Source organism: Aquimarina macrocephali JAMB N27, from assembly GCF_000520995.1.
Taxonomy (GTDB): Bacteria; Bacteroidota; Bacteroidia; order Flavobacteriales; family Flavobacteriaceae; genus Aquimarina; species Aquimarina macrocephali.
In genome coordinates this window covers 143481-168863 of the sequence record NZ_JACA01000014.1, presented here as the reverse complement: position 1 = coordinate 168863, position 25383 = coordinate 143481, and the positions used below count along the sequence as shown (strand labels likewise).

Here is a 25383-nt window from a genome sequence, read left to right as displayed (position 1 = left end):
TTTTGATTGAAATTGTAAAATGAGATATACAGTACTTGTTATGATTTGAGTTATTAATTTTCTTCGGGTAGCATAGGGAGTTTTTGACCAGAAAGAGTTCCACGAGCAAATTCACCTGATTGCCACAATAGAATTTCACCCGTCTTTCCGCTTTTCATATTTGCATCAATAACAATTACTTTTCCCTGGTAACGTGTTTCAATTTGTCTATGTGTAGTATGACCAACGATTATATGTTCTACCTTAAAATGTTTTAGTAATTGATCAATTTGTTTTGCGGTTGCCAGTTCTCCCTGAAAATACCCTCTATAATAGATTGGGCCATTATTTCTATGTAGATAAGTACCAAGATCATTACGTGCTTCGGGCAATTCACTAACTACCAGCTGTTGTTTAAATTCTTTATTGATTTGGTCTATTGATAACCCTTTTGATACAAGATCAGGATGAAATCCACCATGGGTAAATAGAAGGTTATTTATTTTGACCAAAACTGATCGAGTTCGCAACCAATCTCCCAGAACACTACCTTTAGCAAAAAGAGATTCTAAAGGTTTGTCTAATATATTTGCGATGTCTTTATATTTAGGGTGTACAGAGCGTAGATTACCATTAAGAACCATTACATCATGATTCCCTAGTAATACATGCAATTTCCCTCCACTTTTTTCTGCTTGTTTTTCTAAATCATATAAAAACCATAATACTTCGGTTACATGAGATCCCCGATCAAAAATATCACCGGTAACTACAAAATGACCATTACCAAAGTTCCATTTCTTATCCTCATTGATAATGCCATTATGTTGTAATAATTGGATAAATACATTGTATTGTCCATGAATATCGCTGATAGCGGCAATTTTGAATTCTCCATTATACTCCAGCATTTCTACTTCAGCAGGATTGCCTCCCCATAAAGTAGCTTTCATCCCATTGTATTCAATTGCTTGAGGAGTTTTGTTGCTGAATTTTTTGATATGTTTTTTTCCTTCACTTACCCAAACAGCAATACGTTCTGTTTCAGATTCGGTTACGTAAGGACCATCAGAAGGTTCTTTATAAGGCACTTTCAATACTTCTAAAATATCTCTGATGTTATCTTCTTTTGCTAAATCAATAGCCGTATACTCATCATGGATATTTAAATAAGGATCCGCATCATAATTTATTAGTATTTGAAGTGCTTTTTTATCTCTACTTTTAATAGCAAATACCAATGCAGTTTGTTTTTTACTACTCACATAATTGATTTCTGCTTTATGATCGATAAGTTCTTTAATAATTGTGTAGTTTCTATATGCAACCGCATACATTAATGGTGTTATACCATCAGAAACTAAATTTGGATCTGCACCACTATTCAATAAATATTTAGTTACTTCATGAGTTCTATCGTTTTTTATAGCATATAAAAGCAAAGTGTATCCTTTATCATAGCTTTTATTGATATCATTGCCTTTATCTAAAAAAGCTTTAACGGCTTCTACATCGCCCAACTTAATATTTTGATGAATATCACTGGAGTTTTTGCCTGTTTTGGTTGTATTGAATCGTTTCTTAATCTGTTCCTTAGTCAATTCTCGAACCATATTTAGAGTAAGTTGTTTTCCGCTTTTAGAACTCCAGGTGCCTGTAATTTCTTTTTCTGAAATTTGACCAGAATAGCTACCTTCTGAATGAATAACAAAATCGAGTGCTGTATCGGTAACAACAATATTCTGCATTGGTAATGTCGCTACTCCTTTAGAAGCTGGCCCCATAAAACCGATTAGTTTACCTTGATCTGACCTCTCAAAACGCCAGATAATACCTACTGATTTATTTTCATTGATAACGATATTGCCATCCCAGTTTCCTATGATACTGGTTACAATTTTGTCACTGGTGATTTGTTCTTGAGCCAAGGTGGCCGTGCTAAAAATTAATAGAGTTATAAAAGAATAAACAAAATTAAATACATGTGTTTTCATAGTATGTGATATGGTTTAGAATGGTTAGTATTTGTATGACTGTTCCTTTTGATTGAATTATTTTGACCAAACATAATAGCCAAGCCTAGTGATATTATGATAAATGTGATAAGTATGGTTTGGTAAGGGACACAAAGGCTTTTGGTGAGTATAAAGTGACTTGATCACACTTTTCTAGAAGTTGAAACCTGTATAGAGTATGTTTATCAACTTCTTTGGATGTACCATTTTATTACCCTAGTTTTGGATATATGATGTTACTATTAAAAAAAAATATGCGATTGATAATCTCTCTGGGGATTTCTACTTTTTTATGGCTTAGTGGAGTAATTTGTATGGCTTCGGGTATCGAACTTACAGGTACTTTATTTGTTTTTTTGGCAGTTAGTTGTATTGGATATTTACTGATTTTCTGGTTATTCAATAGAAAAAAGAAAAGAAATTCTTCTCGATTATGGACAAAAAATGAGATTAGAATCACCACGACTTTAACGGGGTTAATATGTTTTATCGGAATATTTGAATCTGAACCTAATCATCCAGAGTTTACTTCTGTTTTTGTCTTATTGTTTATTTATATTTTAGTCTTTAGCGCTGTACTTATCAGAAATTACTACCTCCAGAAAAAGGGAGCTCCCACTATTTCCAAATCAGTGATACAAAAACTAATCTTTTGGTCTTTTGTAATAGGTGGAGGAAGGACTTTGATAATGTTTGATGAATATGAGAATAATGACGCATTGATTATTATCGTTTTTATTTATTTTCCGTTGGTTTTCTTTCTAGCAACCCGTTGGATTTTCAAACAAATAAAATCAATTTTAACATTAAAAAATGAAAAAGCAAAAACCGAATTATTGCATTTAAAAAGCCAGGTAAATCCTCATTTCTTTTTTAATATGCTTAATAATTTATACGGTTGGGTAGATAAAGATTCGAAGAAAGCAAAAGAATTGATTCTTAAGCTTTCTGATATGATGCGTTATAGTATTTATGATGGACAAAAAGATGTGGTTACACTAGAAGAAGAAGTGGCATACTTAAAAAATTATATTGAGTTGCATAAAATGCGTTATCACAAAGCTATATCTGTTAATTTTAATCTTCAAATTGAAAATGAAGGATATAAAGTGATGCCTTTGCTTTTTATTATACTTTTAGAAAATGCTTTCAAGCACGGTGTAGAAAATTTAAGAGAGAATGCTTATGTTCATGTTGATATGATTGCCAGAGAAAATGAAATACGTTTTGAGGTTGAGAATAATTTTGATCCTTCAGAAAATACTGAACAATCCGGAATTGGTTTAAATAATCTGGAGCGAAGACTTGAACTCGTTTATCCTAAAAAGCATTCTATATCGTATACTGTAACAGAAGATGTTTATAAAGCGCAACTAATATTAAATCAATTATGATCAAATACTTAATTATTGATGATGAACATATAGCTCATGATATTATCAAAGGGTATTGCGATTTATTACCCAATATGAAATTGATGAAGAATTGCTATGATGCATTAGAAGCATTTGAATATTTAAATAAAAACAAGGTAGATTTAATTTTTCTGGATCTCAATATGCCAAAATTAAAAGGTTTTGAGTTCTTAAAAACGTTACCTTCTTCCCCAAAAGTTATTGTAACTACGGCGTATAAAGAATATGCTCTAGAAGGTTATGAGCTTAATATTTCTGATTATCTGCTAAAACCTTTTGGGTTCGAGCGTTTTCTAAAAGCAATAAACAAGGCAGTAAGCTCATCACCCGTAGTGCAACTCCCAACAGAAATTGCTGGAAATAGTACTTCAGCAAAAACTATTTTTCTTCACAGTAACAAAAAATATACACAAGTAGTTATTGATACTATCCAGTATATTGAAGCAGCGGGAAATTATGCTAAAGTAATTACAACAACAGAAACTATAACGGTTAGGGAGAAAATATCTGATCTCTTAGAATTGCTTCCAAAAGATTATTTTTTACAGGTACATAAATCATTTGCAGTGGCAACAAAACATATTAAAAGTATTGAAGGAAACAGAATAGGTATCGGCGATCATATTATCCCTATCGGAAAAATCTATAAAACAAATATTATCCAGTTATTAAAGTAGTAATTGCCGAAGGGTAAAAATATTCTGCTTTACTTTTTAAGAATGTTATCCTTTGCAACTGCTCTTCAATATTATTTATTTTTTTGTTTTACATCCCATTCATAATTAATTCTACGTTTCAGATATAATTTTAATGGTTCTAATTCTATTGCTTTTCTACGATGATCTACATATTCGGGATCTTTAATAGGAAAAGGCTCTAGATTTCTCTTGTTATTATACCTAAATTGCATTCCATACAACTGTAATTTGTTATCATTTACCAGTATCCTATCCTGTATTTTTGCATATTCTATACAGCTACCCTCACCTTCAAAACAGTTATTTTTTATTTTTGACAAAAACTCTTTTCTCACATCATTACTCTTATGATGATTGATAATCAACAAAGGAGCATCTGCTGCTAACTTACCAACTGTCGAATATTTAGGCCATCCATGTTGATTAATGAGGCTTTTCATTTTTTCATAGTTATTTTTTGAAATTTCTTGCTTATACGCTCCTAACGGATAATACCATTGGGGTGCATGTCCTTGTTTCATAAAATGATCTTTTGCCTGATCAATATAATAATCCAACGCCTGATCTTTACTAATTAATCTAAGTAATCCTAGAGCATATTGAGGTTGTTCTAAGTTTCCTTCCTTTTCCTGATATCTTTGCAATTGTTCGCTTTCAACTTTTTGCCAACGAATATCATCAGTTAATGCGAATAAATCAGGATCTGCCAGAGCCCACAACGACGTATCACTTTTTAAAGCTATAGCTAGATAATGAAAGGCACTATCTTTTTGAAAAGTAAGTGCATAGGCACAGGCTAGATTATATATGTTCTTCCAATCTTTTGATGATGTATCAAAATCCTTTTTATAAGCTTCAATAGCTTCTTTTAATTTTCCTTTTTGTCTTAACAAATCTCCAGTCGATGGTTGAGCCATACATACTGTACTCGTTACAGCAATACTTAGCACTAAAATTATGTGTTTCATAAGAGCAATTAAGACTTTAACGGGTTAGAATTGCTTATTCCATGTAAAATTCTGCAAACCATAAATAAACAAACTCCTAGCACAGGAGTAATTAATGTATTAGAAATTCCTTGAAAGATTAATTCTGGAGCAATCCCTCCTGTTTTTCCAATAAAATAGAAACTATGCATAAGTCCTAATAATAAAGACAGAATGCTTAGAATACCTATCCAAAAAGCAGCATTATAAATTTTTAAGTTATGATGTTTAGCCGACTCCTGATTTTCTTGATTTTTTTTAGCTTGTAATTTTTTAAAAAAATGATAACCAGCGCTAGCAGTACATATGATAAAGACAACAATAAATTTTAAATCACCACTAGCAATAAATTCTGAAAAAGGCATTCTCATAATTATAGAATTTGTATTTATATTTCTTCAAATTTAGTCGCCAAAGGTGATTGCTTTTAAGGTTTGGTGATAAATGACATGATTAAATGGGGTTTTAACAAGTTTACCTCGTTTTTAATGATTACAATATGGTTAAAAATAAAAGCCTTACTAGATAGCAAGGCTTTAAAATCAGTTAAAATAGATGCGTTTATTTTAGTTGCTTTTCCAATTGTTCTTTATAAGCACCTAATTCTTCAGGATGATATTTCTCAACTAGCAGTAATGCTTTTTTCGCTATTTCTGATGCTAACTTAGCATCTCCTTTTGTCTGATATGCCTCTGCCAGCAGCATATGCAAATTGGCTGAATTGGGATAATACCCTATACCAAGTTCTAAGAGGTCGATAACCTGTTTATTTGTACCCCATTTCTTTGCAGCATAGGCCTTACCAGACAAATAATAACCATACGAATGCCCATCTTCTACAGGATAAATATCGAAACCATAAATTGCGGATAACTTATCATAATACTTCTTATAATAATTTTGTGCGTAGTTTTCATTTTTGTCCCAACCCATCCAACCAGGATTCCTCCATAAACTATTAGGATAAATTGTTGCAAAACCATTTCTAATTCCAGCCAAAGACATTAAATAGTGTTCTTCATTTTCTAGGATATCAAGTTTAATAGTCGCATTTGTAGTTTGGATATTTTCTAATTTTTGTTTTGCATCAGTATATGCTGCTTTTGCATTCGGGTGTTGAATTAAATCATTATCTGCTCTACCTAAATAGAGGGTGTTTTTGGGATAATTTGGATCATTTGTTTTAGACAGTATTTCATCAAACAATTCCTCCCCTTCCTTTCTATTCCATTCTAAATGTGCTGATAACGCTATATACCCTTTAAACATATTCGGCTCAGATAAAAATGCTTCAAATAAAAATCCATTGGTTGGTGATAATCCAATAATTGTTCGATGAGAGTTTACTCTATAGCTTTTATCGATATATGGAATAAGTTCTTTCTTAAAAAATTCAATATATTTTTCAGGAATCCCATTCCATTTTTTGTAACCAAGTTCTTTTCGTTTTTCAAATTCTCCATTCGAGAGTCCAATTATAATTGATTGAGGCATCTTACTTCGAGCTGCCATATATTTTGTAATTGTACCCGCAGCTTCAAACAAAAACTCAGCTTCCAATACATAAACAACAGGATAACTATGTACTCGTTCATCGTATTTATGAGGTAATGAAATGTATATTTCTTTTTCTTCTCCCAATACATTGGAGTGTATCTTAAATTTTTGTCCTATAATAATTGGTTCTCCACTATTAATTGTCTCCTTTTGTAAATCTTTAGGTATTGACTGCTGTGCTTCAGTACATCTGCTATTAAGGAACATTAATATTGCTAGAACTAAAATTTTGAATAGTTTCATTTGTTCGTATTTATTGTTTCAAGTCATCAGGTCTTACTTTATGAATAACCTCTGCGCTTACCCAATAAAAGTTTGATAATCCACCTTCTTCGTTATATCTGCCAAAAAATAAAAATTTACCATCTGGAGTAATACTAGGGCATGTTTCAGCAAAATTAGAATTTACTTCATTTCCAAGGCTAATTGGTTTTGACCATGTCCCGTCTTTCTTCTTAAAATAGACATAAATATCGCTGTCTTTTCTTGTGTCATCTTCCTTATTTCGTGCATTTACCACTAAAAAATCTTGAGACAGGGAAATAAAACCGTGAAAACCAGATTCAATTCCAACTTCATGTACTTGGGGAAATTTGCCATTTTTATTAGGCGCATAATACATTTTTCGTTTTGACACATTGGTATAAAATAAATCTCCGTTTTTCGCCTCATTCGAATAAAAAACAAAATCTTCATTTATAGGTGAATCAAGCTGTATAGCATCACTCCAGGAATTCTTGAAACGGTTTACATACCAAGTTTTAACTGATTCTTTATGGTGAGGCGATGTAAAAGAGTCATGGGCTGCAAAATGAATCTTTTTACCATTAGGACTAACAAATGGATGCATTTCACCAACTTTTTTGCCTTTTGTAAAGTTTGCTTTTTTAGGATTTGTCCATTTTTTGTCTTCGAATTTTGAAAAATATATACTTGGATCTTCGTCTTCTTTATTAGCTGAAAAATATACTTCATCTAAATCAGGAGAAAACGAAATACCATGTTCATATCTTCCATTTATTGAAATAATTCCAGGTGCAAAAATTTCAGGAATTAAGCCCGGTGGATCTTGTCCAAAATAAGATACTTCTGTAGTTTGTGAGTCACTGTCTTTTGAATTCTGTTTTTTAGTATTGCAAGCACTTAAAAATAGTGCAAATACAAGTGTCAAAAATATAAAGTTGTAATTTCTCATTGTATAAATTTTTATAATGTTTGGTAACATATAGACTACAGGATAGCCATGTACTCATTCATCATATTTATTGTTCTAATGTACTCGATTAGTTTCTATTACTTCGTTGTACTTGTCGATCTTTATGTCCAGATTTTCCATTAAACTTGTATACAAAACTCAATGACCATCTTGCGCCATTACGACTTCTTACCTGGTTTACAAAAAAATCTGTACCCGTTATCTCTTGTCGAGTTTTACGACTATCAAAAACATTACTAACATTAAAGATCAAATTCGCTTTATTTTTAAATAATTTTTTACTGGCTCCCAAGTTCAGATATGAAATTGATTTTCTTTTAGATTGAGCATTACCTCTTTCTCCCTGGTAATTAAACCTACTCTGAATTGAAATACCATGTTTAAGCCTTATTCTGGTACTTAAAGAAGTTTGCCATGTTTCATCAGAGAAGTCCAGTTTTTGTGTCCCAGCTGTACCTTCCTGGCTAAAACGATAGGCATTAAAATCTCCATTAAAACTAAGCCATTTTAGTGGATTATAAGAAGCTGAAAGCTCAAAACCATATCGTTTTTCTAAATCTAAATTGATAATTGTACTTACAAAAATACCGTCATCATTCTGAGTAGTATACCATTGTGTATCATCTGTAGTATAGGAATAATAAATACTTGGATTTATGGTGAATTTTGTTCCTTTTTGTAAAAGCGATACCTCTACAGCATCAGTAAATGCAGATTTTAATGTTGGATTACCAAAAAATCGGGTATTAAAATCTTCAAGTTCAGAAAATGGATTTAATTGCCATAATGAAGGTCTGTTTATTCTTTTACTATAACTTACTTGAAGATTTGTTTTTTCACCAATAGCATATCCTAAGTTTAACGTAGGAAATAGATTCGTAAAAGTATTAGTGTTATTAAAACTACCTTCCTCATCCTTGATGTTGATATTAGTATCTTCTATTCTTAAACCTAGTAAATAACTAAAGTTACCTATCTTACTTCCGTATTGAACATATCCTCCAATAATTCGTTCGTCGTATGCAATCTCATTATCCAGGTTATCTAATAGTTGATAGTTACCATTTACAAACTCTTCGGCAATAAATCCATCGGTTACATGCCTGTTTTCAAACTTAGCTCCGATTTCCAGTTTTGTATTTTCTCCAAAAGGAGTTACAAAATCAGATTGTAAAACAATATCATTATTCTTGTTTGTAGATTTTGTTCTTAAATTTGATATTGGAGTAATTGTAGGCGTCACTTTTTGAGTGCGTACCCCCCATTTTTTTGTACTATCCCAGAAATCATACTGCAGATCAAAAGTCAATTTACGCCCTTCTTTAACAAAGGTTTTGGTATAATTCATTTCAAGCTGGTTATAAGACCTTTTTTCTTTAGAATTTCCTAAAGTTGTTAATATGCTATCGATAGCTGCCGTAGTAGAGGTATACCCATAAGAAAGCATTGTTTCATCAGTATCTTCTGTTTGGTTTCTATAAAAAGCAGCTGTGATAGCATTGTTTTCATTGAGATAGTAGTCTGCACCAACATAAATTAATTTTCCATCATCATGTCTGTCCTGATCTTCACGTTGGTCTAAATGTACAGTGGTATTATTTCTTGTAGATGTTTGTTGTTTAGTATACTCTCCTTCATAATCTGTATATCGTATTCCGGCATTAGCAAAAAAGTTGAATTTATCTGCTTTATAGCTAAAACTACCATATAATCTATAATCATCTGGAGTTCCTACAACCCCTCTTAATTGTCCTGTTAATCCTCCTTTGGTATTCTTCTTAAGAATAATATTAATGATCCCCGCAGATCCTGAAGCATCATATCTTGCAGAAGGAGTAGTGATTACCTCTACCCGATCTACATTATCAGATGGAATTTGTTCTAATGCCTGGGCAGATGTTAAACCAGAACGTCTGCCATTAATTAAAATAGTAACATTGGCATTACCTCTTAATTGTACCGTCCCTGATGGATCTACCGCAACAGATGGTACATTACCTAATACATCAGTAACCGAACCACTTTGTGATAATATATCTTTACCTACTTTAAATACCTTTTTGTCTAAACGTAAAGAAACTTGTGATACCTCGGTAGTAATTTTTACTTCATCTAGTGAAACAGTTTCTTCTAATAACAGGATAGGTTTTAGATTTATTTTTTGACGAGATTCTTTGATTTCTAATGGTTCTGAGTGTGCCTGAAACCCAGTATATGTTATTTCTAAGTTATACTTCCCGACAGGAATATCCATAATAATATATACTCCTTCCTCATTAGTAATTACTCCTTCAACTAATTGTTGTGTAGCATCTTTTAAAACTACTGATGCAAATGGTAAAGCTTCATTTGTGATATTCTCAATTACTTTTCCAGTAATCTCTGCTTTTCCAGTTTTTGATTGTTGTGCCATAGTACAGGTTACTGAAAACCAGACTATCATTAAGGCTTTTAAATTTTGTTTCATCTGTTATTACTTGTTTTTAGTTATCAGATGGAATTGCCAGTATTCATATAGATTATGGCATATCACATACTGTCGATTTTTAATTGATGAGAGTAAAACTCGGTTTTAGTCAGTATCTTTTCAAGGTATTTTTCATCAACTGCTCTATATATGGATGAACAGCTCTAAGAAGTCCTGTTTTTAAGTTAATTTTACTTCATACTATTTATGATGCATGAATTTTAAATTATTATATCGCCTTCTTATTTTTATCACTGTTATATTAGTGAGTTCTTGTTCCAGATCTAAGTATTACAAGACACATGATTCTGTATATATGCTAGGTGATCAATCGCAATGGGCAACTAAAGATTGGGATCACCAACAATGGAAAAATGAGGTAGACGTAACAGGAGGAGAAGTTTTTTGGTCCAGAACCGAAGTTGAAATTACAGAAGCCCCAGAATTATTTCAACGTTACGGAGTATTTATAAATACTTTTGGAGAATATGATCTCTTTTGGGATGGAGTACTCATTGGAAAAAATGGAAATCCAGGGCAAGAAGCTACTCATGAACCTTCAGGTGAATTATGGGCTACTTTTAGCATACCCGATACTCTAGCAACAAAAGGGTCACATGTAGTGGCTTTAAAAACTAGCTTATATTATTTTCCCAATCACTGGAGAAAGCTTTATATACATGTTGACGATTATGATCATTTGGTACGATCAGAACTTATTAATACAGCATTTATGCATATTTTTGCTGGTGCTTTCCTAATTGCTTCTCTTTACTTCTTTTTCCTTTTTCTAAGCGAAAAAAAGGGATATCCAATCTTAATCTTTAGCATTAATTGTTTTTTGTTTTTTGCTCTGATTATGATGGAGTACGTTAAGTTTTATATCCCTATTCATTATAGCCAGCATCATATTAGATTAGAGATTATAGGAGGGTTAACATTTTGTATTGCCATTTTGGTGCCTTTATATTTTTCATTACAATTTCCTTTTCCTAAACGGAAAACTGTATTAATAACATATATAGGAGTATTATTATTTGTTTTTTTAATCAATCACTATAGTTATGATTTAACTGCCTATAATATGGCAATGACCATGTGGTTTTTTTCTTTTGGGATTATACTTTTTGGGGCTTATAAAAAAACGAAAGGAGCTATTATAGTACTATTAGCGTTATTATCCTGCGCTCTTATAAATGCTATTACTTATTACGATATCAGTCTTTTTGCAGGTTTTGGTATTATCCTTCTAGGCATGTTTTATATCCTCTCTGTGAGAACAAAAGAACAACGACTTGCTTATGAAGAATCTTTGGTACAGTCTACCCGCCTTCGACTAGAATTACTTAAAAAGAATATTCAACCTCATTTTTTGATGAATACCCTTACTTCATTAATAGATTGGGTTGAAGAGTCTCCACAAAAAGGTGTTGCTTTTATAGAAGCACTGGCACAGGAATTTAAACTTTTTAACCAAATAGAAAATCAAACTCTAATTCCTATTGGTCAGGAAATAGAATTATGCCGTACGCATCTTAATATTATGGAATATCGAAAGGAAATAAAATATCATTGGGAAGAAGAAAATATAGATCCAAATCAAAAAATACCTCCGGGAATACTACATACCTTATTAGAAAATGGGATAACCCATAGCCTTGCTAATGAAAATAATAGTGTAACATTCAAATTAATTTTTGAAACCGGTGATACTTATAAAACCTATACATTTTTAACAATTGCCAAAGTGAGAGATCTAGAAAAAAAGATAATAGAAGGCACAGGAATTAAATATATAAAAGCAAGACTAACTGAAAGCTACGCTTCTAAATGGAATTTTTCTTCTGAAGCTATTCCAAACGGTTGGAAAAACAGTATAAAAATAGATAACTAGCCCTATGAATATACTAATAGTTGAAGATGAAGCCAGAATTGCTAAGAGAATTGAAAGAATGACCAGAGAATTCTTTACAAATACTCTGCATTCATTACATCGCGTAGAAACACTACCTGAAGCACTAGAATTTATTAAAAATAATTCATTGGATATCGTACTTCTGGATTTAAATCTTAATGGAGAAAGTGGGTTTGATATCCTTGGTACAGCAGTCTCAGAATCGTTTCATACCGTTATCATTTCAGCAAATAGTGAACAGGCAATATCTGCTTTTGAATATGGTGTACTAGACTTTGTGCCTAAGCCTTTTAGCATGGACAGATTAGAGCAGGCCTTTAACAGGGTATTGTCGAAAGAAAAGACAGAAACTCATAAGATTAAACTTTTGGCAGTTAAGAAAAAAGGTCGAATACAACTGATCCCAATTGAAGATGTACTTTTTATAAAGGGAGCGGGTGCATATACAGAACTTTTTCTTACTAATGGAAGAAAAGAATTACATGATAAAACCCTCGAAAAACTGGAGCAACTGCTACCAGAAACTTTTGAGCGTATTCATAAATCATATCTAGTAAAAATGTCTGAGATAAAAGAAATTATTGTGAAATCAGGTAGTAAGTATATTGCAGAATTAAAAAATGGAGAGCTTATTCCCATCGGAAGAACAAAATATAAAGACATAAAAGCTAAATGGCTTTAGTTTTTTTATGATTTCTCTTTAAGTTTATACATCATATATGTAAATGCTATAAAAACCATAAATGCACACGTATACATAATCAGTGGGATTTTAGAAATCATATCTTGATAATACCATCCAGAAAAGAAAGCCCCCAAACCAATACCCGCTTCTAGCGCAATGTACATTGTAGCCATTGCTTTCCCTCTATGATTAGGGTCACTCATATCCACAGTCCAGGCGTTTAATGTTGGAGATAGTATTCCCATCGCTAATCCATAGAAAACTGCTGCAATAAGCAATCCATTAGCCGTATCCAGGAAGCCGATTAGGATGAGTGCCAAAAATAAAATGATAAGGCTTATAATAATTATAATTTTTCGTCCATAATTATCTGATACTTTCCTCGTCATAAATCGAATACACAACGAAGAAATAGTAAAAACAATAAAAAATGTCCCTTTATTAATAATACCCAAATGATCACTCCAGTCTGGAATTAAAGTTAAAATAACTCCAAAAGCTATATAACATAAAAAAGTTACAATTGCCGATGGCAGAACCTCTATTGCAATGATGTCATTTTTTGAAATCTTGAGAATAGATTTATTAAAGTGCTGGGGAGTTTTAAGAGTTTCTTTTGCATTTACGACTAAAGCGACAGATATGAAAGCAACTAATGAAGAGCTATAGAACAGTACATCAAAAGAATAATACATTTTGATAAAACTCCCCAGAGCTGGCCCCAAAGCCAGACCTGTACTAAAACATAAACCTTGTATCCCGAAAGCTTCTCCCCAACGTTCTTTGGGAACAATATCTGCTATGTATGCAGAAATTGCTGTTGGGCTAAAACCAGTAGAGAAACCATGTAATAGTCTTAAAAAAAGAAAACCAGAAATAGTAGTTAGCACAGGGTATAAAAAACCACATATTAAACATACAATTATACCAATAGTCATTACTGGTTTGCGACCGATTGTATCTGTGATTTTACCACTAAAAGGCCTTGATAAACCTGCCGTAAGTGTAAATAAAGAAATGATTAACCCTTTATATTCTGCCCCACCAAGACTACTTAAATACGCAGGTAATTCTGGGATTAGCATATTATAGCTCGCTGAAAAGAATAAAGAGCTTAAGCTAATCAATGCAAAATTAATCGTATAGATAGAATGCTTCTTATTAATCATCCAATACGACTTTATAATATGTATTAATTAATAATTCAGAATACTCCCACAAGCTATTAGAACCTTTATTTATAGTTTTTGTTTTTTCGTGTACTTTTTGGTATTCAACATCAAAATCATGCCATGTACCGCCACTATTAGAATCATTCTGAAGAGTAGGCTCAAATCTATCTAATGCTTTGGCAAATTTTGCCTCATTAGTTTTTCCTTCTTCAAACTCTAACCAAATTTCTATTAGTTCCTTTGATTGTTCCTCTGGAAGTATTCCAAATATTCGCTTAGCAGATTTTAGCTCTTCTTCGGTATTTATATGATTTTTTACAGTATCATAAATAAAAATATCACCTGTATCTATTTCAACAATATCATGAATCAATACCATTTTTAAAACTTTAAGAATATCAATAGATGCATTAGAATGCTCTGCCAAAACAAGTGCCATCATAGCCAAATGCCAACTATGTTCTGCATCATTTTCTCGTCTATTACTATTAAATAATTTGGTTTGACGTTGAATGTATTTGATTTTATCGATTTCTTTAATAAATTCTATCTGTTTTAATAATCTTTCCATTTGCAATATTTTATCCCTTTTTATTGTATAATTTTACTGAGTTCAAAGAAATAATTTGTTGAATTAAATAAAAAGGACAAATGTCCAAGTACAAGAAAAAATGATAAGAACGGACCAGGAATTATTGGATTATATTGATATTCTTTGTCGTTTGGATATTAACTATTTTATTGAAGAAAGATTTCTGCCAAAACAAAAAATAATAGAACAAGATAAAAGATATGCTTCTGTTTTTATTATTAGAGAGGGCATCACAAAATGTTATTTGTCTGATGAAAATGGAAAAGATTTTATTCAGGAGTTCCTGGGCAAAGGAATGAAATTTGGAGAATTAGAAGTCTTTAGTGGTAAATTAAGTTTTTGTAGTATTGAAGCAATTACAAGACTAGAAGTTTATAAAATTTCATATACAAATTTTAATTACTTATTAGAGCAAGACAAAAGATTTAATAGATTGGTTATGAAAGCTATGGCAGTTAAAATTAGTTATAAAGCTCCAAGACATTCTTACCAACAATCCCATACCATAGAAGATAATATTCTAAAGCTTAAAGAAGCTTTTCCGGAGCTTACAGAAGTGATTTCCAAAAAAGATATCGCTAATTATATGGGAATTACTTTAAGAAGCTTAAACAGGGTATTGATGAAATTAAACGATAAGAATCATAAATAAATTAAATAAGCGTGCATCCCAATAATATTCATAATAAACCATATGATTTTACAACACTAATTAATGCGCATGAAGCATTAGAAACTTTTGTCTTTACCAATACATTTGGGAATAGCACAATAGATTTCTCTGATCATAAAGCAGTTTTGGAGTTAAACAGAGCTATTTTAAAGTATCATTATGGATTAAAGGATTGGAGTATCCCTAAAGGTTATCTCTGCCCTCCTATTCCCGGGAGAGTAGATTATATACATCATTTGGCTGATATGCTGGCAAAAGAAGGGGTTACTACCAAAATAAATGGTTTAGATATTGGCATGGGTGCCAATTGCATTTATCCTATTTTAGGGGCACAAGTATATGATTGGTATATGGTAGGGGCAGATATTGATGAAAAAGCGGTGATATCTGCAAAAAATAATATTAAAATAAATCAGCAGCTGAGTAATTCTATTGAAGTAAGACACCAGACTAACAATGCGAATATATTTGAAGGAATTATAAAAAATGAGGAATTCTTTGATTTTACGATGTGTAACCCACCATTTCATGCCTCACAAGAAGAAGCCTCTAAAGGAACACTTAGAAAATTAAAGAATTTAGGGATTTCAGAAAATATCGAACTCAATTTTGGAGGCCAAGCCAATGAACTCTGGTGTAATGGCGGTGAAGCTTTATTCTTAAAACGAATGATAAAACAAAGCGTTACTTTTGCTAAACAAGTAGGTTTTTTTACAAGCCTCGTTTCCAAAAAAGAACATCTGCCTAAATTAGAGAAACAATTAAATAAATTGAAGGCAACGCATACTACCATCGCAATGGAACAGGGTAATAAAAGAAGCCGATTTATTGTTTGGAAATTTTAGATACTAATCTTCTGGTGGTCTTCCATGAATTTCTTCAAACAAAGTATCAAAATTATCACGTAAATACGTACTTAACTTCTTTCGATAATCATCCTTTAACCAAGTCAAAAAATTATGAGTACTCTTACTGATACATTTAGCATAGGCCTGAATTCTATAATTAATGTCCTCTCCCAGCATTTTAGCTAACCCCAATGCATCATAAATATCTTCACTATTTTCGATACATATCTTGGCGTGCTGAGCTATAGATTGTTCCAATACAACCTTAGATGATTGACCATTCTTTACAGATTGTATATACGTCTCTTTGATATCAAAATATACTTCTTCAGAATTAGCAAACTCTGCTCTTAATTCTGCTGGCATCTCATGTCTAAACTTTCCTTCAATCTCCTCATCATTAAGGAGTTTATCCATATAGTAATTTGGTGAATTAAATATTTTTTGCCAATCCAAATCTGCTCCCCATGGTCCAAAACGATAGAGGTTATTCCCTAAATCAATTACAGAAAATTTAGATTTATTTTTAAGGATACGAGAACCACGACCAATCATTTGATAATATAAAGTCAAAGATTTGGTAGCTCTATTCAAAATAATTGTATCTACCGTAGGTTCATCAAATCCTGTAGTCAAAATACTTACCGATGTTAAAATAGCGTTAGGTGTTTCTTTAAACCATTTTAGGATTTGACTTCTCTGTTTTTTTGTGGCCGTATTATCTAAGTGTGCAATGGGAAATCCTGCTGCTCTAAATGTATCGAAAACATGTAATGAAGTATTAATTCCATTATTAAAAATTAGCGTTTTCTTACCCAAAGAATGTTTTTTATATGCGTCTAGTAATTTACCCAGCATATCTTGATTTGTGTACAGGTCTTCTGATGATTTTACTGTATAATCTCCATTGGATCCAACCTCTAAAGATGTCAATCCCATATTATAAGCAAAGACTTCTGCGCGAGCAAGAAATTCATTCTCGATTAAAGATTCTATCGTTTCACCAACAATCAATTCATTATAGTTATCCTTCATCGGCAATTTCATATTCGAACTCAATGGTGTAGCCGTAACTCCTAAAATAAACGATTTTTCAAAAAACTTAAATAATTTGGTAAAAGAGTTATAATGTGCTTCATCAATAATGACTAAACCAATGTCTGAGATATCAAGCTTATCTTCATTTAGTCTATTATTTAAAGTTTCTACCATAGCCACAAAACAACTATACTCCTCCTGATCATCAAGATTTGCTTTGCTATCAACTACTTTATTAATTACCCCAAACCCGGTAAGCATTTTAGATGTTTGCTTACACAGTTCTATACGATGTGTCATCACTAACACTTTTTTGTTATGATGTTTAAGGTATTGTCTTACTATTTCAGAAAAAATCACTGTCTTACCACCACCAGTTGGTAGTTGATATAACAGATGATAATCTTCTGGAGCGTCTTCAAAACTTTTAAAAATCTTATTGATTGCTCCTTTTTGGTAACTGTATAATTCTTTACCGGTTTTTCTTTCTTCTGACTCTGTAGTCATCTCAGACATAACTTTCCATTTTTTTAGGCCTGTAAAATTAATGCCTTTCAGGAGTTTTGAAAGGATTTTGTCTTAAAAAATGATAAACTTTATAAGAAATGTTCTTTCAGCGTATTATAAAGAAAGAGGCCCATCAATAATGATGGGCCTCTTGATACAAAATTTAAGCGTATATGTTTAGATAACTTTTACGTTTACTGCATTCAATCCTTTGTTACCTTCTTTAAGGTCATACTCTACTTCATCGCCTTCACGAATCTCATCGACTAATCCAGAAATGTGAACAAAATACTCTTGGTTTGAACCTTCTTCTTTAATAAAACCGAAACCTTTGGCATCGTTGAAGAATTTTACTGTTCCTTTACTCATTGTAATATAATTTAATTTTAATAATTACTTTATGCATTTCAAATATGATGCCATAAATTTACAAGCAATAAAACTTTATTTTTTTCTAGATACTAGTTACCCTTATTTTTTTCTTCTTTAATCTACTATTATTCAATGTTGCGACTAGTTCATCGGCTATAGAAACAGGAACAGCAACAAACGTACAATCTTGTTTTAACTCTATAACTCCTAATTGATCCTTATTAATTTTACCTTGTTTAAAAAATAATCCGGCGATATCTCCTTTAGAAATTTTATCCTTTCTACCTCCAGAAATAAATAAAGTTTGCCAATATTGAGGTTCTCGTACAGAGTGCTTAGTAATCGTTTCTATTTCAACATTTTCAATAAAATCTGGTAAGTTTTCCTTTTCCCATTTCAATACATAAGCGGTTCCTTTAGCATTTACTCTGGCTGTTCTGCCGTTTCGATGTGTAAATTCTTCTATTTTTAAAGGAAGCTGATAATGAACAATATATTTAATCTCTGGGATATCGATTCCTCTGGCTGCCAAATCGGTAGCAATAATAATCTGATGGGTACCGTTTCTAAATTTGATTAAAGAACGTTCTCTATCTTTCTGCTCCATTCCTCCATAAAAACAACCATGACTAATATTATTTTTATCCAGGAAGTGACTTACATCACTTATAGTATCTTTTAGATTACAAAATATAATTCCGGGTTGATTACCTAATTGATGTAATAATGCAACAAGAGTATCTAACTTATTTTTTGAAGGAGATACTACCGTTTTTATTGTTAAATTAGAAACACCATCACCCAAGTAATCAATAATAGTTGGGTTTTCTAATTTGACAAAATCAGGAATGTCTATTTCTTGTGTGGCAGAGGTTAATATTCTTCTATTTATTCCTGGCAGTTCATTTATAATGCCTCTCATTTCGTATTCAAAACCAACTTCTAATGATTTGTCAAATTCATCCAGCACCAATGTTTTTATGCTTTCTTTAGAAAAACGCTCTCTACTGAAATGATCTGCTATTCTGCCTGGTGTACCAATAAGAATTGCCGGAGTATGTTTCAGTTCTATTTTATCTTTAGAAATAGAGCGGCCACCATATACAGCATTTACTTTATACCCAGATCCCATTTCTCTAACCACTTGCTCTATTTGAATAGCTAATTCTCTTGATGGTACCAAAACTAAAGCTTGTATCTCTGTACAATCAGGATCTAAATTAGCAATAATAGGCAATAAAAATGCCAGAGTTTTACCTGTTCCGGTAGGAGAAAGTATAATTGTATTTTCGGTTTCTTCAATGGCAACAAGAGCATCTTCCTGCATTGGATTCAAACACTTAATATTTAATTTATCAAGAATATGCTGTTGCTTTTTAATGATATTTGCCATACGTTTTATTTCTTTTTCTTCTTAGGTATTTCCGTTTTTGTATGAGTAGAATTTGTATGTTGTGCAAGGTAATTTGCTAACAGTTTCTCTATCAATTCCTCTTTGGTAAGGTGATGGAAAATTGTTTTAATCTTATCTTTAAATTCATTAGAAACTGTATGATTGGGTTTGGTTTTAAATATCTTCTTTGCCCACAAAAGCCCATTATTTTCTTCGATACTTTGTACATCAGCTTTTTTGAATTCTTTAAAAACTATACCCAAAACAGATTCAAATTCTGGTATATCTTCTATCTCTTCTTGTTGTATTATAGTTAAAGATAACCCTTTTGCTCCTGCTCTTGCCGTTCTTCCACTTCGGTGTACATAGGTATCGTAAACATCTGGCAAATGATAATTAACCACATATGATATTTCTTTGATATCAATTCCTCTGGCAGCCAAATCTGTAGCAACAAGAATATCTATATGTCCTTCTCTAAATTGCCCCATAATTCTATCACGAATAGGCTGTGATAAGCTACCATGTAGTGCTCCAGAGGAAAATTTATTAATAGCAAGATTCTTTGCCAGCTTATTTACTGCCGCTTTTGTTTTACAAAAAATAATACCTCGCTCTCCTTCTTTTGAGCTAAGAAAATGCATTAAAACTTCTAATTTTTCTATAGGTTCTACAACAACATACCGGTGATCTATACCTTGATGTCCAACGGTTTCCATATCTGCACTTACTTGAATAATGTGCTTAGACATATAGTTTTGCACCATCTGTTTTATGGTTCCTGGCATCGTAGCAGTAAACAGAATTGTTCTTCTGTTTTTTGGTAGTACCGCAACTATTTTATCTAAACCTTCTTTAAGAGCACTTAACATCTCATCGGCTTCATCAAGAACCAGATAATTAGCGCTTTTAATATCAATAGCACCACGGTTCATCAAATCAATTAAGCGACCGGGTGTTGCAATAACTATATGAGTAGGGTTGGTTAAACGTTCTATTTGAGGTTTGATAGGAATTCCTCCGCAAACTGATGCTATAGAAATCTCTGGTAAATACGTACTAAAAGATTTTAAATTATCATGAATCTGATGGCCTAATTCCCTGGTCGGAGCTAATATTACAGCCTGAATGGTTGGATTATTTACGTCAATCATTTGCAACAACGGCAATCCGAATGCAGCCGTTTTTCCTGTCCCCGTTTTGGCTAAACCAACAAAATCTTCTTTTTGATTTAACAAAACCGGAATTGCTTTCTTTTGAATATCTGTTGGAATATTAATATCTAAATCCAAAAGTCTTTTTTGGATTGGTTCGGTAATACCTAATTTAAAAAACTGTTTTGACATAAGATGATTTTATACACTTAGACATATACTCTTTATACTATATAATTATTAAACAACAAGCTAATAATAAGTATCCAGAGTTTATGCTTCTTGAAGCGTTTTCTTTGATTTTCTATATAGATATGAATTAAAAATGTTTCTTTTAGCAAATCTATAAAGCTTATCAGAATTAATCATTTTTATATAAACAGTTTTTGGTACACCAAAATATTCATAGGTAGTTCCATCTAAAAATGAAATTTCTAACAGCATACCTTTATGATGATAATCCAAAATATTAGATTGAGAAGTTGTTATAGTATACTCCTCTAGATTCGAAGTTTTTGTTTCTGGAGCAATACTAACCAAAAAATGATAACCATCAATAATTTGACGGCTTTTTACTTCTGCTTCTTCTTTTTGAGGATCACCATCTTGAAATTTATCTGGATGCCATTCTTTTACTAAGTTTCTATAGCTTTTCTTTAATATTTTAAGATCGATTTCCTTTTCAATATTAAATAACTTCTTATACTCATTTATACGCTTCATAATATGCTTTTTAATGCAGGCGCGAAACTACACCTTTTTATTGTAACACACTTGTTTTTTGGACTTACTACCATTTGATTGAACATTTAGTTAAGAGTTATGTAGCTACTTTTTGATTAAACATTACTATTTTAAATTCTTCTATAGTTTTATACCCCAAACTAGAGTGTATTCTTCTTCTATTATACCAAGGTTCAATTCATTGAAAGATTGATAACTCAGCTTCTGATCTAAGTCCATACTTATTACGGTTATATCCAGTCGAACTAAGCACAAGCTTTCTAACGAAATATAAGCAGAATAGAAACGAATTATATGGGGTGTTTTAATGTTTATTTGGTAGTATACCTTCATTCTAAATAATTAAAGAGTATATCTTTCTTAAAACTCTTTAACATTATCATCGATTACTCGTTCTATTAATAATCGTTTTGGATCTATTGCAGCTTTTGCAGGAATAGTATCAATCTCAAAAGAAAAATTCATTTTTTCATCGGTAAACAGCACTCTTTTTGAAAAGATAAGGCGTTTTTCTTCTGTATCTGCATATACACCTATATCTACCCAATCGTGTTGTTTTACCTTAGTTTCAGTCCCCAGACCATCAACTTTTATTTTAGATGCTTCGATATCCATTGAAACTTCATATTTTCCGTTTCCTTTTCTTTTATAAGTAGCATCTTTTAATCTATAATCATATAGTGTAATTTCTTTTATCCAATCGGTTATCAAATAATTTAATGAATCGGGAACTTGAGGTTTTAAATGTCTTAAAAAATCATGAGTTGTTGGATAGGATGATTCCTTATATTTATATTCATCTAAAAAGTTTTTTAAAGCAGTATTCATTTTTTCTTCTCCTATATAATCTTGTAGAGCGTACAAGACAACACTCCCTTTTCCATAATGAATATAACTTTGCCCCTCTACTTTATACAAAGGCATTTCTTTTTTGGCTTCAGCACTTCTACCTTTTAAATATTTTTCATAATCATAGTTTAAAAACTGTTTCATTTTACTATCATCCTTTATCCTGTTTTTCATCACCATCAATGCAGAGTATTCTGAAAAACTTTCAGATAACATAGTAGCCCCTTGCATATTTGCTCCTACTACCTGATGTGCCCAATATTGATGTGCCATTTCGTGTGCTATAATAGCTTCGATAACATTGTTATCATTTTTGTTTGAAAGATCAGTTGTAAATCCACCACCTTCGGTATAAGGCATTGTACCAGGAAAAGCCTGTGCGAAGTTATAATACCTTGGAATCTCGATGATTCTGGCTTGGTTATGAACATAAGGGCCGAAATTTTCGGTATAATACTTCAATGATTTTTCTATAGCATCCAACATCATATCAATATTATAATCATGATCTTTATGATAATATACTTCGATATCAATACCATTCCACTTTTTATGAGATACCTCATATTCTGCAGACATAAAATTGACAAAATTTAAAGAGCTGTGATCATTTCTATACTTAAAATATGAACGCCCATCTACCTTCCACTGTTTTACTAAGGTTCCTGGAGCTATAGCAATTTGATTGCTTGAAGTTGAAACAATCGTTTCAATATTTACCCAATCAGATTCTCCTTCTGTAAAATAATTCTGCTTATTATTAATTTGATCATTAGGACTTAGCTTAGTCATTCGTTTTCTGGGAGGAAAATTGTACTTTTTTCTGACATTTTGATCCATGAGCTCATTATTTTTGTCATATCCAATTTTAGGTAATATATAAGCTTCCTGAATAAAAGTTCCGTTCTTTGCGACACGTAAATTTGAAACACTGTTTTCGAACCCTTCGCTTTTATATACAGCATCTATAACAATATTCATTTCAGAGCCTGGTTGTAGTGGGGTATTCAATTTATAAATTTGGTATCCTAGTTTTTTATCATCTAAAACTAATTTGGCGTTCGGAATGTTTAAAGTAATATCCCATTTTTCTGTTGTATAGTACTTAGAAATAGAGTAATGCAAAAAATCTATAGCATCATTTGTCTTATTTAACAAGGCGATATGAGTTTTAGCAAGTAAATTACGTTCCTCGGGATATATATCTACTTCGTAAGTAACATCACCAAACCTAGGCTGTGGGATGTTCTCATATTTCTTATAGTTCTTTTCATAAAAAACCTGCATCTCTTCTATCTCATTTGCAGATGTATAGGGATTTATTATTTGTGTATTGTAATAAACAAAGCTCGATGTTAGGACAAACAAATGAACAACTGTAATTAGAATCAATGCATATTTCTTTGTAAAATGCTTTTTGGCAGACTTAATTCTATCTTTTATTCCTCTTACAGCTCCTCTTATCCATAAAAGGCTTCCAATAGTAATAAGTAATAAACCAAACAATAACCAATATAAACTAAACCAGTTTTTTGAAATTAGAGCTTCACTAAAACCGTTCATGTCAGAATATTGATAATTTGGTGTAAAACCAAGATTTAACATAAATGACTCTATTCCTAAAGCGTCTACAATAACAAACTCAAATAAGAACAGTAATAGTATTGAAATAAAATAGCTTATATATTTATGGTTTATGATGATTTGTATAAAGACCAAAATACAAGACCAGGCTATATACAATAATAATCCTGAGTAAATAAAATCTAATAAATACACATCGATATCTGGATTAGTATATCCACTTAATAATTGATAACCTATAGAAATCAAAATAAGAAATAAATCGAATATAACATTAATCGCTATTAATGAAGTAATTTTGGCAAAAAGTAAAACGATTGAACTGTGCGGTAATCCATCTATAACTCCGCTAATATTGCTTGATCGTTCTCTCCACACCAATTCTCCACTAAAAAAGACCAACATGACCATTCCAATAATAGTACATATTGGTCGATTGAAATCTAACATTTTATAGGTAACATGATATGACTTAACTCCATAAAAATCAAAACCATTTAGTAATTTATTGATTAAAATTAGAGTCCCAACAATAAGCATTATTTTAAAAGTGTTACTTTTTAAAATGGCATAAAAATTTATTTTAAAAAAACTAGTAAACTGCTTTCTTGAAGCTGTAAAATTAAAATTACTTTGCGCTTTTGGAAGACTAAAAATTTTGATAGTTTGTTCCTTTTTACTGCTCTTCTTTTCTTTTTCTACTTTTTTACTCTTCTGAATAAATGAAAAAGATACATATGAACTAACGATGATAATAAGTCCTATACCTACCCATAGAATCCTATTCGCAAATAGCCAACCACTTACAGATATAACATTTGTATTTTTTTCAACACTTGTAAAGTATTTAGAATCTATTTGATATGCTCTAACACCCAAAATATCTGTAAACGCAGCTAAGTATTCGGTACTAATATCGGTTAAAAATGTTCCTGCAACCAGATATCCTATAATAAGGATAACTGTGGCGATAAAAGATATAATAGTGCTTTTCCATTTTAGAGCTATGGCATAAATAATTGCCCCAGAAACAAACATATTAGGTAAGACATATAAGAAATAGTTATTTATAAAAAAACTCAATTTAAGATCTCCTACTCTATCGGGATTTATCATTCCCGATTCGGGCCCCATATCAGACCCAATTAAAAATCCAAAAAACACACCTAATAGTGGAATCGTAGACAAAAAAAGTGCTCCAAAAAAACGACCAAAAAAGTAACTGGCTTTATGGATGGGAGTGCTAAATAGGATTTCATCAAACTGATTTTGATAATCTCTCAAGGCAGCATTGTTAAAATATGCAGTGGCAATTAGCAAACTAAAAATTGACATATTACCAATATAAATGCTCATAATATGAGGTGCATTTTTTAATACATTTCCTATTGCTCCTCCATACACTATATTATCATTTACAACCCCTATAGCTGCAATTATTGTAAATATGAAAAAGAATATATATAACATGGGACTTTTTATACCCATAGAGATCTCTTTTAAAAAGAATGCTTTAAACATAAT

Annotated in this window: 20 protein-coding genes and 1 pseudogene; 6 read left to right on the top strand and 15 right to left on the bottom strand. The window is 31.6% G+C overall.

Annotation, left to right across the window (positions count from 1 at the left end; genetic code table 11):
• Positions 1 to 53 precede the first annotated feature (53 nt).
• Complete coding sequence (locus Z054_RS30140) at positions 54 to 1973, bottom strand: ankyrin repeat domain-containing protein (protein ID WP_024770171.1); 1920 nt, start codon at positions 1971 to 1973, stop codon at positions 54 to 56.
• 275 nt (positions 1974 to 2248) lie between these two features.
• On the opposite strand from Z054_RS30140, the gene Z054_RS32445 reads away from it, so the two are divergent.
• Together Z054_RS32445 and Z054_RS0111255 are read left to right on the top strand one after the other, a co-directional pair.
• Entirely contained in the window at positions 2249 to 3388 is a 1140-nt protein-coding gene (locus Z054_RS32445; protein ID WP_241461408.1) for a sensor histidine kinase, read from the top strand.
• Positions 3385 to 4086, top strand: a complete 702-nt coding sequence (locus tag Z054_RS0111255) for a LytR/AlgR family response regulator transcription factor (RefSeq protein ID WP_024770169.1) — start codon at positions 3385 to 3387, stop codon at positions 4084 to 4086. The genes Z054_RS32445 and Z054_RS0111255 overlap by 4 nt, the downstream gene beginning before the upstream one ends.
• A 71-nt stretch (positions 4087 to 4157) precedes the next feature.
• On the opposite strand, the gene Z054_RS0111250 is transcribed toward Z054_RS0111255, so the two are convergent.
• The 5 genes from Z054_RS0111250 to Z054_RS0111230 form a co-directional block, all read right to left on the bottom strand.
• Positions 4158 to 5075, bottom strand: a complete 918-nt coding sequence (locus tag Z054_RS0111250) for a DUF6624 domain-containing protein (protein WP_152538530.1) — start codon at positions 5073 to 5075, stop codon at positions 4158 to 4160.
• 8 nt (positions 5076 to 5083) lie between these two features.
• A complete protein-coding gene (locus Z054_RS0111245) occupies positions 5084 to 5464 on the bottom strand; it encodes a hypothetical protein (protein ID WP_152538529.1) in 381 nt (126 codons plus the stop codon).
• 190 nt (positions 5465 to 5654) lie between these two features.
• A complete protein-coding gene (locus tag Z054_RS0111240; protein WP_084050269.1) occupies positions 5655 to 6893 on the bottom strand; it encodes an alpha/beta hydrolase in 1239 nt (412 codons plus the stop codon).
• A gap of 10 nt (positions 6894 to 6903) precedes the next feature.
• Positions 6904 to 7845, bottom strand: coding sequence for a PD40 domain-containing protein (locus Z054_RS0111235; protein WP_035091482.1), 942 nt, complete (start codon positions 7843 to 7845; stop codon positions 6904 to 6906).
• Positions 7846 to 7933: 88 nt separating this feature from the next.
• A complete protein-coding gene (locus tag Z054_RS0111230; protein WP_024770164.1) occupies positions 7934 to 10333 on the bottom strand; it encodes a TonB-dependent receptor domain-containing protein in 2400 nt (799 codons plus the stop codon).
• Between the two features lie 214 nt (positions 10334 to 10547).
• Here Z054_RS0111230 and Z054_RS0111225 point away from each other — a divergent pair, with 214 nt between their 5' ends.
• Together Z054_RS0111225 and Z054_RS0111220 are read left to right on the top strand one after the other, a co-directional pair.
• Positions 10548 to 12227 (top strand): histidine kinase, encoded by a 1680-nt coding sequence (locus Z054_RS0111225; RefSeq protein ID WP_035091479.1) that lies wholly within the window; start codon positions 10548 to 10550, stop codon positions 12225 to 12227.
• Between the two features lie 4 nt (positions 12228 to 12231).
• Complete coding sequence (locus Z054_RS0111220; protein ID WP_024770162.1) at positions 12232 to 12930, top strand: LytR/AlgR family response regulator transcription factor; 699 nt, start codon at positions 12232 to 12234, stop codon at positions 12928 to 12930.
• 5 nt (positions 12931 to 12935) lie between these two features.
• Here Z054_RS0111220 and Z054_RS0111215 read toward each other — a convergent pair whose 3' ends face one another.
• Entirely contained in the window at positions 12936 to 14102 is a 1167-nt protein-coding gene (locus tag Z054_RS0111215; RefSeq protein ID WP_152538528.1) for an MFS transporter, read from the bottom strand.
• Positions 14095 to 14676: an HD domain-containing protein gene (locus Z054_RS0111210; RefSeq protein ID WP_394331058.1), complete on the bottom strand. Its 582-nt coding sequence runs from the start codon at positions 14674 to 14676 to the stop codon at positions 14095 to 14097. The genes Z054_RS0111215 and Z054_RS0111210 overlap by 8 nt, the downstream gene beginning before the upstream one ends.
• A 100-nt stretch (positions 14677 to 14776) precedes the next feature.
• Here Z054_RS0111210 and Z054_RS0111205 point away from each other — a divergent pair, with 100 nt between their 5' ends.
• The gene (locus Z054_RS0111205) at positions 14777 to 15349 is read left to right on the top strand and encodes a Crp/Fnr family transcriptional regulator (protein ID WP_024770159.1); all 573 of its coding nucleotides are present in this window, start codon (positions 14777 to 14779) and stop codon (positions 15347 to 15349) included.
• Positions 15350 to 15360: 11 nt separating this feature from the next.
• Positions 15361 to 16215 carry a 23S rRNA (adenine(1618)-N(6))-methyltransferase RlmF gene (gene rlmF, locus Z054_RS0111200; RefSeq protein ID WP_024770158.1) on the top strand — a complete coding sequence of 285 codons (855 nt, stop codon included), beginning with the start codon at positions 15361 to 15363 and terminating at the stop codon, positions 16213 to 16215.
• A 3-nt stretch (positions 16216 to 16218) separates the two neighbouring features.
• Here rlmF and Z054_RS0111195 read toward each other — a convergent pair whose 3' ends face one another.
• The 7 genes and pseudogenes from Z054_RS0111195 to Z054_RS0111170 all read right to left on the bottom strand — a co-directional run bounded on the left by Z054_RS0111195 (position 16219) and on the right by Z054_RS0111170 (position 25380).
• Positions 16219 to 17772, bottom strand: coding sequence for a DEAD/DEAH box helicase (locus Z054_RS0111195; protein WP_024770157.1), 1554 nt, complete (start codon positions 17770 to 17772; stop codon positions 16219 to 16221).
• Between the two features lie 168 nt (positions 17773 to 17940).
• The gene (locus Z054_RS0111190) at positions 17941 to 18132 is read right to left on the bottom strand and encodes a cold-shock protein (protein ID WP_024770156.1); all 192 of its coding nucleotides are present in this window, start codon (positions 18130 to 18132) and stop codon (positions 17941 to 17943) included.
• Between the two features lie 85 nt (positions 18133 to 18217).
• Entirely contained in the window at positions 18218 to 19528 is a 1311-nt protein-coding gene (locus tag Z054_RS0111185; protein WP_024770155.1) for a DEAD/DEAH box helicase, read from the bottom strand.
• 5 nt (positions 19529 to 19533) lie between these two features.
• Complete coding sequence (locus Z054_RS0111180; RefSeq protein WP_024770154.1) at positions 19534 to 20874, bottom strand: DEAD/DEAH box helicase; 1341 nt, start codon at positions 20872 to 20874, stop codon at positions 19534 to 19536.
• An 81-nt stretch (positions 20875 to 20955) separates the two neighbouring features.
• Positions 20956 to 21405 carry a KTSC domain-containing protein gene (locus Z054_RS0111175; protein WP_024770153.1) on the bottom strand — a complete coding sequence of 150 codons (450 nt, stop codon included), beginning with the start codon at positions 21403 to 21405 and terminating at the stop codon, positions 20956 to 20958.
• A 97-nt stretch (positions 21406 to 21502) separates the two neighbouring features.
• Positions 21503 to 21652: pseudogene (locus Z054_RS32440) on the bottom strand (IS3-like element ISLbl1 family transposase); the annotation flags it as partial.
• A 134-nt stretch (positions 21653 to 21786) separates the two neighbouring features.
• Positions 21787 to 25380 carry a M1 family aminopeptidase gene (locus Z054_RS0111170; RefSeq protein ID WP_024770152.1) on the bottom strand — a complete coding sequence of 1198 codons (3594 nt, stop codon included), beginning with the start codon at positions 25378 to 25380 and terminating at the stop codon, positions 21787 to 21789.
• Positions 25381 to 25383: the final 3 nt, after the last annotated feature.